At 36.6% G+C, this 14,845-nt stretch carries 15 protein-coding genes; 14 read left to right on the forward strand and 1 reads right to left on the reverse strand.

What is annotated here, in order from left to right:
* The first annotated feature begins 9 nt into the window (after positions 1-9).
* Positions 10-963 (forward strand): prolyl aminopeptidase, encoded by a 954-nt coding sequence (pip, locus tag ACTQ45_RS02675; protein ID WP_441762882.1) that lies wholly within the window; start codon positions 10-12, stop codon positions 961-963.
* 78 nt (positions 964-1,041) lie between these two features.
* Here the strand turns inward: pip and trhA are convergent, their stop codons facing one another.
* The gene (gene trhA, locus ACTQ45_RS02680; protein ID WP_441750426.1) at positions 1,042-1,689 is read right to left on the reverse strand and encodes a PAQR family membrane homeostasis protein TrhA; all 648 of its coding nucleotides are present in this window, start codon (positions 1,687-1,689) and stop codon (positions 1,042-1,044) included.
* Positions 1,690-1,866: 177 nt separating this feature from the next.
* Here trhA and ACTQ45_RS02685 point away from each other — a divergent pair, with 177 nt between their 5' ends.
* From ACTQ45_RS02685 to ACTQ45_RS02745, 13 genes are all read left to right on the forward strand, one after another.
* Complete coding sequence (locus ACTQ45_RS02685) at positions 1,867-2,532, forward strand: DUF2140 family protein (protein WP_441750427.1); 666 nt, start codon at positions 1,867-1,869, stop codon at positions 2,530-2,532.
* A gap of 18 nt (positions 2,533-2,550) precedes the next feature.
* Positions 2,551-2,766, forward strand: coding sequence for a YozE family protein (locus tag ACTQ45_RS02690; RefSeq protein WP_441750428.1), 216 nt, complete (start codon positions 2,551-2,553; stop codon positions 2,764-2,766).
* Between the two features lie 36 nt (positions 2,767-2,802).
* A complete protein-coding gene (gene deoD, locus ACTQ45_RS02695) occupies positions 2,803-3,519 on the forward strand; it encodes a purine-nucleoside phosphorylase (protein ID WP_441750429.1) in 717 nt (238 codons plus the stop codon).
* Positions 3,520-3,558: 39 nt separating this feature from the next.
* Positions 3,559-5,031 (forward strand): S41 family peptidase, encoded by a 1,473-nt coding sequence (locus tag ACTQ45_RS02700; RefSeq protein ID WP_441762883.1) that lies wholly within the window; start codon positions 3,559-3,561, stop codon positions 5,029-5,031.
* Complete coding sequence (gene lepB / locus ACTQ45_RS02705) at positions 5,024-5,617, forward strand: signal peptidase I (protein WP_441750431.1); 594 nt, start codon at positions 5,024-5,026, stop codon at positions 5,615-5,617. The genes ACTQ45_RS02700 and lepB overlap by 8 nt, the downstream gene beginning before the upstream one ends.
* 311 nt (positions 5,618-5,928) lie before the next feature.
* Positions 5,929-6,783, forward strand: a complete 855-nt coding sequence (ylqF, locus tag ACTQ45_RS02710; RefSeq protein WP_441750432.1) for a ribosome biogenesis GTPase YlqF — start codon at positions 5,929-5,931, stop codon at positions 6,781-6,783.
* Positions 6,783-7,577 carry a ribonuclease HII gene (locus ACTQ45_RS02715; protein ID WP_441762884.1) on the forward strand — a complete coding sequence of 265 codons (795 nt, stop codon included), beginning with the start codon at positions 6,783-6,785 and terminating at the stop codon, positions 7,575-7,577. The genes ylqF and ACTQ45_RS02715 overlap by 1 nt, the downstream gene beginning before the upstream one ends.
* A 108-nt stretch (positions 7,578-7,685) precedes the next feature.
* Positions 7,686-8,615 (forward strand): DNA-processing protein DprA, encoded by a 930-nt coding sequence (gene dprA, locus ACTQ45_RS02720; protein WP_441762885.1) that lies wholly within the window; start codon positions 7,686-7,688, stop codon positions 8,613-8,615.
* Between the two features lie 141 nt (positions 8,616-8,756).
* Entirely contained in the window at positions 8,757-10,817 is a 2,061-nt protein-coding gene (gene topA / locus ACTQ45_RS02725) for a type I DNA topoisomerase (protein WP_441762886.1), read from the forward strand.
* 98 nt (positions 10,818-10,915) lie between these two features.
* A complete protein-coding gene (gene xerC / locus ACTQ45_RS02730; protein WP_441762887.1) occupies positions 10,916-11,845 on the forward strand; it encodes a tyrosine recombinase XerC in 930 nt (309 codons plus the stop codon).
* 3 nt (positions 11,846-11,848) lie between these two features.
* Complete coding sequence (gene hslV / locus ACTQ45_RS02735) at positions 11,849-12,382, forward strand: ATP-dependent protease subunit HslV (RefSeq protein WP_441750437.1); 534 nt, start codon at positions 11,849-11,851, stop codon at positions 12,380-12,382.
* 75 nt (positions 12,383-12,457) lie between these two features.
* Entirely contained in the window at positions 12,458-13,870 is a 1,413-nt protein-coding gene (gene hslU / locus ACTQ45_RS02740) for an ATP-dependent protease ATPase subunit HslU (protein ID WP_441750438.1), read from the forward strand.
* An 18-nt stretch (positions 13,871-13,888) separates the two neighbouring features.
* The gene (locus ACTQ45_RS02745; protein WP_441750439.1) at positions 13,889-14,791 is read left to right on the forward strand and encodes an aldose 1-epimerase family protein; all 903 of its coding nucleotides are present in this window, start codon (positions 13,889-13,891) and stop codon (positions 14,789-14,791) included.
* Positions 14,792-14,845: the final 54 nt, after the last annotated feature.

Below are 14,845 nucleotides of genomic sequence, written 5' to 3' on the forward strand. Positions count from 1 at the left end.
AGGACTTTTATGAAAACGTTAGGCTACTTTAATACACCAGTTAACGCAACCTATCAACTAGTTGTTGATGATGTGCATACACTTTATATCGAAGAATGTGGTAATCCTGATGGGCAGCCGGTGTTATTTTTACATGGTGGACCAGGGGGTGCGATTAGTGAAACCTCGAGACGATTTTTTGACCCTGCATATTATCGCATCATATTATTTGATCAAAGGGGCAGTGGTAAAAGTACACCTTTTTTAAGTTTGAAAAACAATACGATTTTATACAGTGTTCGAGACATTGAAAAAATTCGCGAATATCTAGACATTGACTCTTGGTTTGTCTTCGGAGGCAGCTATGGTTCTACACTGGCTTTAGCGTATGCAATCGACTATCCACAAAGAGTGAAGCATTTAATTTTACGAGGAATTTTCTTGGGCCGTCAAGAAGATGTGGATTGGCTATTCCAGTTTGGAGCGAGTGAGTTTTATCCAGAAGAGTTCTCACAGTTTAAGCAACACGTGCCGGTCAATCAACAAGATGATTTAGTTGCAGCCTATTATGATTTGATGACCTCAGGGGATCAAATAAAGCGGCAAGCAGCCTGTAAAGCATGGAGTGATTGGGAAGGGGGGATTGTGACAATGGTTAAACCAGCCATTAAAAACAATCAGATTGAGCCGTCCGATTTATCACTTGGTTTATTAGAGGCGCATTATTTTGCTAATCAAATGTTTTGGAAAGAAGATAACTATATTTTAAACCGCGTGAAACGCTTAGAGAAAATCCCAATGGCGATTTTCCACGGTCGCTACGATGTCGATTGTCGCGTGAGTGGAGCCTATGATCTAAAACAAGCCTGTTCACATGCAGACTTATCGATTGTTGAATTAGCCGCTCATTCACCAAATGAAGGACCATTATTCGAAGCTTTAGTCACATATATGGATGAATTAAAAGAAGAAGTGTCAAGTTAGCAAAGCGTCACAGAAGATATTTAAGGACAATATGATAAAAAGAAAGCTCATCTCGCATAAGGCAAGATGAGCTTTTGTTTAGACGTAATTGTAAATACTGATGAACATAAAAAATGCACCGCCGATAACGAACAAATGCCAGATGACATGCATCCATTTATTAGCTTTCATACGGTAGAAGATGGTGCCTAATGAATACACAATCCCGCCGAATGCCAGTAAGAAAAGACCATTGATTTCAATGTTATGGTAAAGCGGGTAGATGATAATCACACCTAACCAGCCCAGCCCTAAATACATGTAAGTACTCAGTTTAGGGTATTTGTCTGTAGCAACTACTTCGAAAACGATGCCTGCGATAGCCAGACTCCAAATCAAAGCCAGTAATAAATATCCAAGTGTTCCTCCAATTGAAATCATCAGATAAGGTGTATAAGTTCCAGCAATTAAGAGGTAAATTGAACCGTGATCTAGTTTTTGAAAGATTGCTTTATATTTGCTAAAACTAAAGCTGTGGTATAAGGTTGAATTTAAGAAAAGGGTAAAAAGACTAACGCCGTAGATGATGTAGGCTGTAATAGCGATGGGCGAAGAAACTTCAAAGCCTTTCATGACCAATAACACAATAGCGACGATGCTTAAAATCGCTGCTACACCATGGGTAATTGCATTGAACACTTCTGCTGTAATTTCTTGCTTCTTAGATATAGAATTTGTTTGAGTCATATCATCATTCCCTTTTGTATTAATACTATTATTGTACAACAATTAAAAATAAATGATAGTTTTTTTACTTTGCAATTCGATTACTTGTTAGTGAGTTGTCATAGTTTTATCATCGTTATATAGGAAAAAGAGTGATATAATAACAAGAGCAAAATTCGCAGAAATGAGGAAGTTTAAATGACAGATTCTAGATCGCAATTACCGAGGAAACGATCGTTTTTAGCTGGTTGTTTGAGTCATCTTGTCTTTTCAGTACTAGTCATTGGGCTATTAGTGGGTGGAGGCTATGTTTATTTGCAAAATTACTTACAACAGTACATTGGTGAAATCCCTACTGGCACTGTTACACAAGTCGATACTAGCCAAAAACAATCAATCAAGGTGGCTGTTAATCGAGAGACAACCAATTTGATGTTAAGTCGTTTTATTGGTCAAACTCCAGAAATTGACTTTTCAATTAAATGGGAAGAAGATTACTTATTAGGTGAAACTACGGTTCATTATAACGGTATGAATTTACCGGTGGAAATTAAGGCTGATTTAATCGTCGCCGAAGGCGGTTTTTTCCAAATTGTCATCGATTCAGTAAAGTTAGCCGAGATTCCTTTGCCTTCTGAAACGGCATATGAATTAGTGGCTAGTCAGCTGGTCCTACCTGAGTGGCTCATTTTTAATAATGATCAGCCGGTAATTGATGTTGATTTGAATCGAATTCCAATTGAACAAAGTAATATTCTATTAACTGCAGCAAAGGCTGACTTGGCTAATGATGAGATTACGCTAGAAGTTCATTATGATGCGGAAAATTTTGATTTATTGAGTAGCCTGCAATTTGGGCAATAGATGAGGGAGGTTGACTGAGTGAAACCAACATTTTATGAGTATATCCGACGCTATGTCGATCATGATGCTAAAGATCCAATGAGTCGTTTGGCTAATGCTATCCACAAGGATATCGCTTTTCCAAAACAGAGTAAAAGCTTTGATGAGGTATCAACTTATTTGGAGCAAAGTATCGAATATACGAAACTCTTGGTTATTTTTGACGAAGCATGGCATAATTATACATATGAGTAATAGATAAAATATATTCTGGAAGGAAGTAGATTATAAATGAGTACACATATTAACGCAGAACAAGGTGCAATTGCTAAAACGGTTTTATTTCCTGGAGATCCATTACGTGCCAAATATATCGCAGAAACATTCTTAGAAGATGTGACACAATATAATACAGTTCGCAACATGTTTGGATTCACAGGTACCTATAAAGGCGTTCCAATCTCAGTTCAGGGGTCAGGTATGGGAATACCTTCGGCAATGATTTATGCTGAAGAATTATATCAATTCTATAATGTTGAAACCATTATACGTGTCGGAACAGCAGGCGCTTTAAAAGAAGAGGTAAAAGTACGTGATATTGTTTTTGGTTTAGGAGCGACCACTGATTCAAGCGTGTTAAGAAATATTTTTGCAGGTGAAGTATCTTTTTCTGCAATTGCTAGCTTTAATGTGCTAGATACTGCTTACCACATTGCCAAAGACCATGATAAAGCAGCGATTCACGTAGGTAACATTCTTTCAAGTGACCGTTTCTACAATGAAGAGATGGATAAAGCGAAATTAGCTCGTTATGGTATCTTAGCTGTTGAAATGGAAGCAGCAGGTCTCTATTCAGTTGCAGCGAAACATAACCGCCAAGCGCTTGCTATGTGTACAATTAGTGATCATATTCTCACAGGCGAAGAAACAACCGCTGAAGAAAGACAAACAAGCTTTACTGATATGATGATTGTTGCACTAGAAACAGCGGTAGCATTAGAACAATAAAATTAATCGCTAGAGTCAAATCAGTCAGGAGATGAGTAGATGCATAAGATAAACGCTCGAAACAATCAGAAGAAAAATGTGATTATTTCCATAATCACTTTTATAGTTCTAATGACCGGCTCAGTCGTGACTCGGCCAGCTTATCACGCCCAGTTCGATTGGTTATTTGATCAAGAAAGTTTAATTACTGAAGAAAACCGCATAACTGATGAAGATCTTAAAGCTCTTGAAGATGTTTATAATTCAATTCAAGTGAACTACGTTGAAGAAGTCGATAAAATAGATTTATTAACCGGGGCTTTAAAAGGAATGGTGGATGCCATTGGTGATCCATATTCTGAGTATTTAAACGCAGAAGAATCCACTTCATTTGAAGAAGATTTTCAGGATTCCTTCGAAGGAATTGGCGTTCAGTTCATGATGGAAAACGGTCGTGTAACTGTCATTTCGCCGATTGATGGCACTCCAGCAGGAGAAGCTGGACTCTTACCAAATGATATCATTCTGGAAGCAGATGACGTCGAATTAAGCGATATGAATACAAACGAAGTCGTTAAATTAATCCGTGGGCCTAAGGGTTCCGATGTAAAGTTACTGATTCAAAGAAATAACTCAACATTTGACGTCGTTCTTACTCGCGATACGATTCCTAATATTACTGTAACAGGAGAAATCGATGCCAGCCAAGCGAGTATTGGTCATGTTAAAATATCACAATTTGCTGACAATACGTATAATGAATTAGTGGATGTGGTGCATGACTTACGTAGTCAAGGTGCAACAAGTCTGATCGTTGACTTGAGAATGAACCCGGGTGGCTTGTTAGATTCTGCCTTAGATATCGGGAATATGTTCTTAGAAGATGGCGATATGATTATGCAAATTAGCGAAAAAAACTCTGATGAAAATGCAGAGTTTGTAGCTAATGAGCGCGCCTATGGTTCTTTCAAAATAACCGAGCCGTATACAGTGTTAATCGACGAAGGAAGCGCAAGTGCTAGTGAAATACTAGCAGCTGCTGTTCAAGAGAATACTGATTCGAAATTAATTGGTCAAACAAGTTTTGGTAAAGGAACTGTTCAAACAATTTTAAATCAAAGTGAGATAGGTGAGTTAAAATTAACTTCTGCCAAATGGTTAACCCCTTCTGGAAATTGGATTCATGATGTTGGTATTGAACCGGATATTCTTGTAGAAGATTCCCCAGTTGCTTCATCACTATTGATGAATTCTAACGAAACACTTGAAGTGGGAGTTAGTAATGAGTTTGTTGAAAGTTTATCATTAATGTTAAATGCTTTAGGTTATGAAGTTTCCTCAGAAAGTTATTTTGATGAAACAGTTGAAGAGGCAGTTAAAGCCTTTCAAACTGACAATGAACTTGAAGCAGATGGAAAAGTCACGGGGGATACTGCTCATACTTTAAACCGATTAATCCGTGAACACTTAAAAGAAAATGATCCACAATATGATGCGGCTATTGAACTATTACTAGAGGCCACGAATGATTAATTTTCTCAAAACAGTCATTATTGAAACGGTCAATGTCGTTTTTGCAGTCTTATTTGCTGTGATTATTTTTCTAGTGATGCGTGCTTTTGTGGTTCAACCATTTCAAGTAGAAGGTACATCCATGAATAACACTCTAGAAAATGGTCAACAGATGTTGATGTTCAAGATGACTGAATTGGAGCGTTTTGACATTGTCGTATTCCCTGATCCCAGAGGTTCACAGGATTCTTATGTAAAACGTATTATTGGTCTACCGGGGGATACGTTATATTATGAAGAGGATCAATTGATTTTAAATAATCAAATCGTAGATGAACCTTACCTAGAACCTTTAAAAGAGGCTAGTCAAGAGAATTTCACCCAAAATTTTAATCTTTGGGACAATTTAGGAGTGACAAGTGTTCCGGAAGGTTATTACTTCGTATTAGGTGATAATCGACCTTATTCTGGAGATAGTCGTCAGTTCGGTTTTGTTCCAATTGACTCTGTGATTGGAGAAGCAAATTTTGTCTATTTTCCCTTTAATGAATTTGGACTTTTACCATCCTATACATTAAATGATGTCGGTCAATTAGTAACAGATTAGATGCATACAAACAGATAATATTATGAAGCAATACGCTTATTTTTTTAATCACGCTGAAGATTTTCCTGACTAAACAGTTATTATGAGGTTAAGCCTCCATTATAACTGTTTAAACAAGAGGATAATTTGAGGCTGTGAAGTAAAAATAAGCGTGTTTTATTTATCAAGGATCATTTTAAGCGCTAAAATCGCACTAATCATTTTTACAAATTGAAAAATCTGTTATAATAACGAAGAATTGATTTCATGGCGTGCTTAAATAAAGTACAACTATAGATTATATCCATTCCATACTAAAAGGAGATGAAAACATGAAGAACATACAGTGGTTTCCTGGCCATATGGCTAAAGCGCGACGAGAAGCGACAGAAAAACTAAATTTAGTCGATGTTGTTATTGAGCTTGTTGATGCAAGACTTCCTGAATCTAGTCGAAATCCAATGATTCAAGAAATTATTGGTCAAAAACCAAGTGTTATTGTGTTAAACAAAGCGGATATCGCTGATCATAAAGTAACTAATGCTTGGTTAGAACATTACCGTTCTCAGAATCTTTCGGCCTTAGCAATTGATGCTCAACATCAAAAAGGCTTGAAAGCTCTAGAACAAGAATGTAAAAAAATTATGGCGCCTTATTTCGAAAAACAGAAAACAAAAGGTGTTAAACCTCGTCCGATTCGTTTGATGATCTTAGGGATTCCTAACGTAGGTAAGTCGACGTTAATTAACCGTTTTGTTGGTAAAAACCAAGCCCAAACGGGTAATAAACCTGGGGTAACTAAAGCGCAGAGATGGTTAAAAATGGGGCGTGAATTTGAACTGTTAGACACACCAGGAATATTATGGCCTAAGTTTGAAGACCCAGCAGTAGGGCAAAGATTGGCGATTAGTGGCGCGATTAAAGACTCGCTTCTTCATATGGACGACTTAGCGTTGAATTTAATTGCTATTCTAAGAGAGCGTTATCCTGAGGTTTTAAAGAAACAATTTCATATAAATGATGAATTATTACAAGATTCAACGAACGTAGAGTTGCTTCTGGCGATCACTAAATCAATAGGTTTAAAAGAAGATTATGATGAAGCCAGTCAACGTTTGATTCATCAATATCGTCAGAATAAATTAGGGAATATTAGTTTAGATATTCCAATAGAAAGTTTGGTTTAATGGATATTGAAACAAAGTTAACAGTTGCACAAATCAAGTCCAAACTTGACGTTATGAGTGAAGATAACCTTCAATTATTGGATAAATTAAAAGATGACCCACGTAAAAGTGTACATAAACTTGTCGAAAACAAAAAGAAACTCATCGAAAAAGGCAAGTTGTTATTAAAAGATCATGAAGAACGATTGTCTATTGAAAGAATGCTAAAAAAAAATCCAACGATTCAATATATAGCAGGAATTGATGAAGTAGGTCGTGGACCATTAGCGGGGCCAGTCGTGGCGGCTGCCGTTATCTTGCCAGAAGATTGTTCTCGTTTGATAGGGGTAAACGATTCGAAACAATTATCCTTTGCTAAACGTAAAGAATTTGATCAATTAATTCGTGAAGTTGCAGTAGAATATACGATTGCTGTCGTTGATAGCCAAGCGATTGACCGCTTGAATATATATGAAGCGACAAGGCATGCGATGTTAGAATCTGTTCGCCAATTAAATGTGACACCCGATTTTTTACTGTTAGATGCAATGAAAATAAATAGTGAGGTTGCTCAGAAAAGCATCATCAAGGGAGACCAAAAATCCTTATCGATTGCAGCCGCGAGTATTATCGCTAAGGTTTATCGTGATGAAATGATGATGGCTTATGCGCAGATGTATCCTGAATTTGGTTTCGATAAGCATATGGGGTATGGAACAAAACAACACTTAGAAGCCTTAAAAACTTATGGTTTTACGCCCATTCATCGTCAATCTTTTTCACCAGTTACGAATACATTAAAAGAATATAAATAAAATTTCTTAAACAGTTGGTTAAATGCCAATTGTTTTTTTTTGTATTTTTTCAAAATAAAAAGCATTTTCTGGCTTAAAATGTGTATTTATATAAAAGGAGGTTTTTATATGAATACATTTATGAATCCCAAGATGACTTGGAAAGAAAGTATTATATTTTTACAATCACAAAGTTGCTCTTATCATTTTGTCTTTGAATATTTCAAATTAGGGGTTACGAAACATCTTACACAGGTTGAAATTGATGAACAAACGCTCCGGCTGCTACTTGAAGAACTCATCTCACAAGTGGAGGGTAGACGGATAAAACTACCAAACCTTAATCGATTATTGACTAACTATGACAATTCTTTAATGATGACCAAAACATTATCTAAGCAATCATTTATGATTGGTGATTCAATCTATCCTCATAATTGGCTACAACTGCCTCAACCACCTATACTAGTATTTTATGAAGGAGAGCTTGCTTGTTTAACTAAACCTACAATATCTGTTATTGGTACAAGGGCTATGAGCGCGTATGGAAGAGAAATCGTGACACAATTAGTCAGTGAATTTGTCACAAATAATTGGATTAGCGTTTCAGGTATGGCTAAAGGCGTCGATACTGCCGTTCACCTAACGGCATGTCAATTAAAGAAGGGCTCTAGTATTGGTATTCTTGCTAACGGCTTTCAATATGTTTATCCTTACGAGAATATGAGTTTGCAAGCCGAAATGTCTATGAATCACTTACTACTGAGTGAATACTTACCAAATGTGAAGGCGCGCCCTCATCACTTTGTTATGCGGAATCGATTGATCGCTGGTTTAAGTTTGGCGACGATTGTGATCGAAGCTGCTAAAAAAAGTGGGAGTTTAATCACCGCAAACTACGCTTTGCAATGCAATCGAGAAGTATTCGTATTACCTGGACGCATTAATGACCCCCAAGCATACGGCTGTAATTCTTTAATTCATCATGGAGCAATTCCCATCGTTTCTATAGAGGAATGTGTAGAAGAACTAGCCAATCTTTTTATCAAATTGGTGTAAATTGACGCTTTATATAGTAGGTAAAAATATCTTATGTTTGACAGATGCAAAACTTTAGCATAAGATTGTAACGATTTTAACTAACGAAATCTGATAGATAATATATAACGAAGACCACATGAAAGGACGTAGAATGATTATATGGCATATAAATATTTAGTTATCGTCGAATCACCTACAAAAGCTAAAACCATTGATAAATATTTAGGTAGAAATTATAAAGTAGTCGCTAGTAAGGGACACTTACGAGATTTACCCAAAAGTAAAATGGGTGTTGATATTGAAAACAGTTTCGAACCTCATTACATCAGTATTAGAGGTCGAGGCGATACAATTAAAGAATTAAGAAAATTAGCGAAAAAAGCAGAAAAAGTTTTTCTCGCAGCTGACCCGGACCGTGAAGGGGAAGCGATTGCTTGGCATTTAGGGTTCTTATTAAACTTAGACCCAGATGCTGAAAATCGTGTTGTATTTAATGAAATTACTAAAGAATCAGTCAAAGAAGCATTTAAAACACCGCGAAAAATTGATAAAGATTTAGTTGATGCTCAACAAGCTAGACGTATTTTAGACCGTATTGTGGGTTACTCAATTTCACCATTGTTATGGAAAAAAATAAAAAAAGGGCTAAGTGCTGGTCGCGTTCAATCAACGTCTTTAAAAATGATTATTGATCGCGAAAATGAAATTCGCAACTTTAAACCGGAAGAGTATTGGTCAATTCCTACAAAATTTAAAAAAGGTCGTTCTTCTTTTGAAGCTGCTTTTTATGGGATTGATGGGAAGAAAACAGAATTAAAAAACGAAGTTGATGTCAAAGCAGTGATGGCTCGTTTAGATCAAGAAAAAACGTTTGAAGTTGTTGATATTGAAGAAAAAGAAAGACGCAGAAAGCCACTTTCGCCGTTTACCACGAGTACATTGCAACAAGAAGCTTCGAATCGTCTGAATTTCCGAACCAGTAAAACCATGATGGTCGCTCAACAATTATACGAAGGAATTGCCATTGGTCGTAATACAATTGGTTTAATCACTTATATGCGTACTGACTCAACACGAATTGCACCTAGTGCAAAAAATGCAGCCGCTGATTTTATAGAGACAGAATATGGGAAAGAGTATTTAGGAGCGGGGCGTAAGATTGTTAATACTGCTGGTGCTCAAGATGCACATGAGGCTATTCGTCCATCTAATGCGAGTATGACACCTGAAAGTATAAAAGATTCACTTTCACGTGATCAATTCCGTTTATATGCCTTGATTTGGGCTCGTTTTATGGCTAGCCAAATGTCAGATGCGATATTCGATACGATTCGTGCTGACATTAATCAAAATGATGTCATGTTTCGAGCCAATGGTTCTCGAATTAAATTTGATGGTTTCTTAAAAGTTTATCCAAACAACAGCTCGAAAGATAATTATCTACCAGCTCTTGCAGTTGGAGACGCAGTAAATGCTACTGAAATTGAACCGACTCAACACTTTACACAGCCACCTGCTCGATATAATGAAGCAAGTCTAGTGAAAGTATTAGAAGAAAAAGGGATTGGACGCCCATCAACTTATTCACCAACAATTGAAACCCTACGACGTCGCTATTATGTGAAGCTAGTAGCTAAGCGATTTGAACCGACTGATTTAGGTGAAATCGTCAATGAAGTGATGAATGAATTTTTCCCTCAGATTGTAAATACAGATTTTACTGCTGGAATGGAAATGAATCTTGACGAAATTGAAGAAGGTAAACGTGAATGGGTGGCTGTTCTTGAACAATTCTATAGTACTTTTGGTGAAGATTTAGAAAAAGCCGAAAAAGATATGGAAAAAATTGAAATTAAAGATGAACCTGCTGGCTTTGACTGTCCAGAATGTGGCAACGCGATGGTTATTAAAATTGGTCGGTATGGAAAATTCTATGCATGTAGTAATTTCCCAGAGTGTCGTCATACAGAAGCAATTGTTCATAAAATTGGTGTGACATGTCCAACATGTAAACAAGGCGATGTTATTGAACGTAAGTCTAAGAAAAATCGTCTGTTCTACGGATGTAATCGATACCCAGAATGTGAGTTTGTTTCTTGGGATAAACCAGTTGCACGTGATTGTCCTAAGTGTGAACACTACTTAATTGAAAAAGTGTCACGTAAAGGAAAGCAAGTCAAATGTAGTAACTGTGATTACGAAGAAGCTCTTGAAAGTTAATCTATAATTCACATTAAAGCGGTAAAATAAGACCTTAGTTCAATGAAACTGAGGTCTTATTCTGTTATGCTATAATAGCGATTATTGGGAGGGATTTTGTGGACGCTAAAGTGTCAGCTTTTATCCGTTATTTATTGAACGAAAGACGTTATTCTGATTTAACCATCCAAGCTTATCAGCGAGATTTAAACGAATTTGAAGGTTTTTTACTAAGTTCTGGTGGCGTGTCTTTTAATGAGATTGCTTACCAAGATGTTCGGTTATATTTAGCTTTTTTAACAGAGAAAGAATTGTCTCGAACGACAATCGCTCGAAAGCTATCCACTTTACGCTCTTTTTTTAAGTATGCAGTGCAACAACAGTGGACGGAAATTAATCCGATGGAGTTAATTCAATACAATTCAAAGAAACAACGTTTGCCTGATTTTTTCTATGAAAGCGAAATAAATTCAATTATTGAAGCAGCCAAACGCGACGATCATCCATCAGCTACACGTAACGTTGCAATACTAGAATTGCTTTATGCAACTGGGATGCGTGTTAGTGAATGCTGTCAGCTAAAAGTATCGCAAGTTGATTTCAATATACAAATGATGCGTGTTATTGGAAAAGGTAATAAAGAACGCATTATACCCGTTGGTGATCAAGCAATCGCAGCAGTATTAGATTACCAAAAAAATTTACGTGATCAATTAATCGCTAACATACCAAATTCACCTTATCGGGACTTCCTTTTTCTGTCTGATAAGGGAAAACCTTTAACCGCTGCGCAAGTGAGAACAATTCTTAATCGAATTGTCGACCAGCACGGATTAAACTTAAAGATACACCCTCATAAATTAAGGCATACTTTTGCGACCCATTTGTTAAATAATGGGGCGGACATGCGGAGTGTGCAAGAATTATTAGGACATGTGGATTTGAGTTCAACACAAATCTATACTCATGTGACTAAAGATAAGTTAAGACAAACTTACTTACAGGTTCATCCTAGAGCTAAAAGACAAACAAAAACTGAGGAGGATTAATTTATGACAACAATATGTGCAGTAAAAAAAGATAATCAACTAGCAATGGCTGGTGACGGACAAATCACGATGGGCGAATCTGTCATTATGAAAGGCAGCGCACGTAAATTAAGACGTATTTATAATAATCAAGTCGTTGTTGGTTTCGCTGGCGGAGTGGCAGATGCGATTACATTATCAGAAATGTTTGAAGAAAAACTACAGACTCATCAAGGTCAATTGACTCGTGCAGCTGTGGAAGTAGCTAAACAGTGGAGAACAGACCGTTCTTTACAAAAGCTGGAAGCATTACTGATTGTTATGAACCATGAGACAATTTTATTAGTAAGCGGAACGGGTGAAGTGATTGAGCCTGACGATGGGATATTAACAATTGGATCAGGTGGCAATTATGCTCTGGCAGCTGGTAGAGCAATGCTTAGAAATGCTGAGACTTTATCTGCACGTGACATTGCGGAACAATCGTTAAAAATAGCTAGTGAAATTGACGTCTTTACAAATGACCAAATTATTGTCGAAGAAATAACTAAAAGTTAACGTTTGATAAGGGACAAACATATTAATGTTTAACTAATAAACAATAAATTATTAATCATTCAAGGAGTTGTTATGATGAAAGAATTAACACCACGTAAGGTAGTCGCTGAATTAGATAAATATATTATTGGACAAGATGATGCCAAACGAGCAATTGCCATTGCATTAAGAAACCGCTTAAGACGCTTACGTTTAGATGGCGATATGAAACAAGAAGTTAAACCAAAGAACTTACTAATGATTGGACCAACAGGTGTTGGTAAAACGGAAATTGCTAGACGTCTTGCTGATATTTCACAATCGCCTTTTGTTAAAGTAGAAGCAACAAAATATACAGAAGTCGGTTACGTCGGTCGAGATGTTGAATCGATGGTACGTGATTTAGTTGAAGATAGTATCCGATTAGTTAAAAAACAACAACATCTTGACGTTCACGATGAAGCCCAAGCAAAGGCAGTTGATCGCATTGCGAAAGCTTTACGTCCAGGACAAAAAGTTAAAAAAGAAGAGCCTACTAGCCAACCAGCTGGAATGGGGAACATTATGGATATGTTTAAGCAATTTACACCTCAAGCGGCCGACGTAGAAGAGGAAGAAGAAGAAATTGTTACAGATGAAGTGGCTTCTTCACGCCGTCAAATTCGCCAACAAATCCGAGAAGGTTTACTCGACAATCATGAAGTAACGGTTAAAATTGAAGAGAAAAAATTGCAATTAAACAACATGAATCCTGCGATGGAACAAATGATGGAAATGCAAGAAAGTCTAACAGCTATGCGTCCGAAAAAGAAAATCGAGCGGACACTAACTGTAAAAGAAGCAGTAGAATTGCTGACAGAAGAAGAAGCAGATCGTTTAGTTAACCAAGAAGATATTAATCAAAAAGCTCTTAAGTTAGCAGAAGAAAGCGGGATTATTTTCATTGATGAGATGGATAAAATCGCTACTAAAAATCAAAATGCTGGAGAAGTGAGTCGTCAAGGCGTTCAGCGAGATATTTTACCGATTGTTGAAGGGAGTCAAATTCAAACGAAGTATGGTGTCATTGCAACGGATCACATCTTGTTTATTGGTAGTGGTGCCTTCCATATGTCTAAACCATCTGATTTAATTCCTGAATTACAGGGGCGTTTCCCAATTCGTGTAAACCTTAATGACTTAACAAGAGACGATTTTGTTCGCATTCTGATTGAACCTAAGAATGCCTTAGTTAAACAATACCAAGCTTTATTAGCGACTGAAGGCGTCGAAGTCGACTTTACTGAAGAAGCGATTGCCAAGATGGCTGAATATGCGGTACACTTAAATGAGAATACAGATAATATTGGTGCACGTCGTCTTCATACAATTCTAGAAACTTTATTAGAAGAATTACTCTTTGAATCTGCCGAGATGCAAATGGGGCATATTGATATTACGGAACAATATGTTGAGCAGAAATTAGAAAAAATTGTTGAAAACAGAGACTTGAGCCACTATATTCTATAATATAGGAGTGTGATTGCGATGATTACTTTATCAAACGATGCATTAACTATTACTATTAATGAATTAGGTGCGGAATTAACTTCTGTCATCGATAATAAAACTGGTTATGAATTTCTGTGGCAAGGTGATTCGAATTTTTGGAATCGTCAAGCACCTGTTTTATTCCCGAATATTGGTGTATTTAAAGATGATACGTATCAATATCAAGAAAAAGACTATACTTTAGGACGTCATGGCTTTGCTCGCGATAAAAATTTCGTTGCACAGAATGTTACAGCAAATTCTGCGAGTTTTTATATTAAAAGTGATGAAGAAACTTTGGCACATTATCCATTTGAATTCAGTTTCCAAATTACATATATTCTATTTACGAACCGAATCACAGTCACTTACGAAATACTGAACACATCTGCTGTTGATAAAATGTATTATAACGTCGGTGGGCATCCTGGATTCAATGTTAGCCATACCAACACTAAAACTGGTAGGCCTGAATTTGATGATATTAGTTTTCATTTTGAACCAAGTGGCCAATATTTACATATCCCCTTTTATGAAGGTGGCTTAACTGAGCGAAAGAAAGCTAAATATACACTAGTCGATAATATTCCTTTATTACATCGATCATTCAAGAAAGATGCCTTAGTTTACCAAATAAGTGAACACACAGAGGCTGTACTGAATGACCCTAACAATGAGGTGCAAATTCGCTTAAAGCCCAATCGCATGAATTTCATGGGGATTTGGTCGCCTTATCCTGCTAAAGCAAGTTTTATTAGTTTAGAACCCTGGGCTGGTTTGTCAGATGACGTGTCTGCTACTGGTGATTTAACTGAAAAATATGGTGTGTTTGAATTATTACCAAATCAAATCATGACACATGACTACACGATGACCTTTAATAAAGGACCATTAGACTAAATGTTGTTTTAACTATATAATAATCTAGAAAATACAGCAGACTCTAAAAAATGA

It is taken from the genome of Fundicoccus sp. Sow4_D5 (assembly GCF_052116365.1).
Lineage (GTDB): Bacteria > Bacillota > Bacilli > Lactobacillales > Aerococcaceae > Fundicoccus.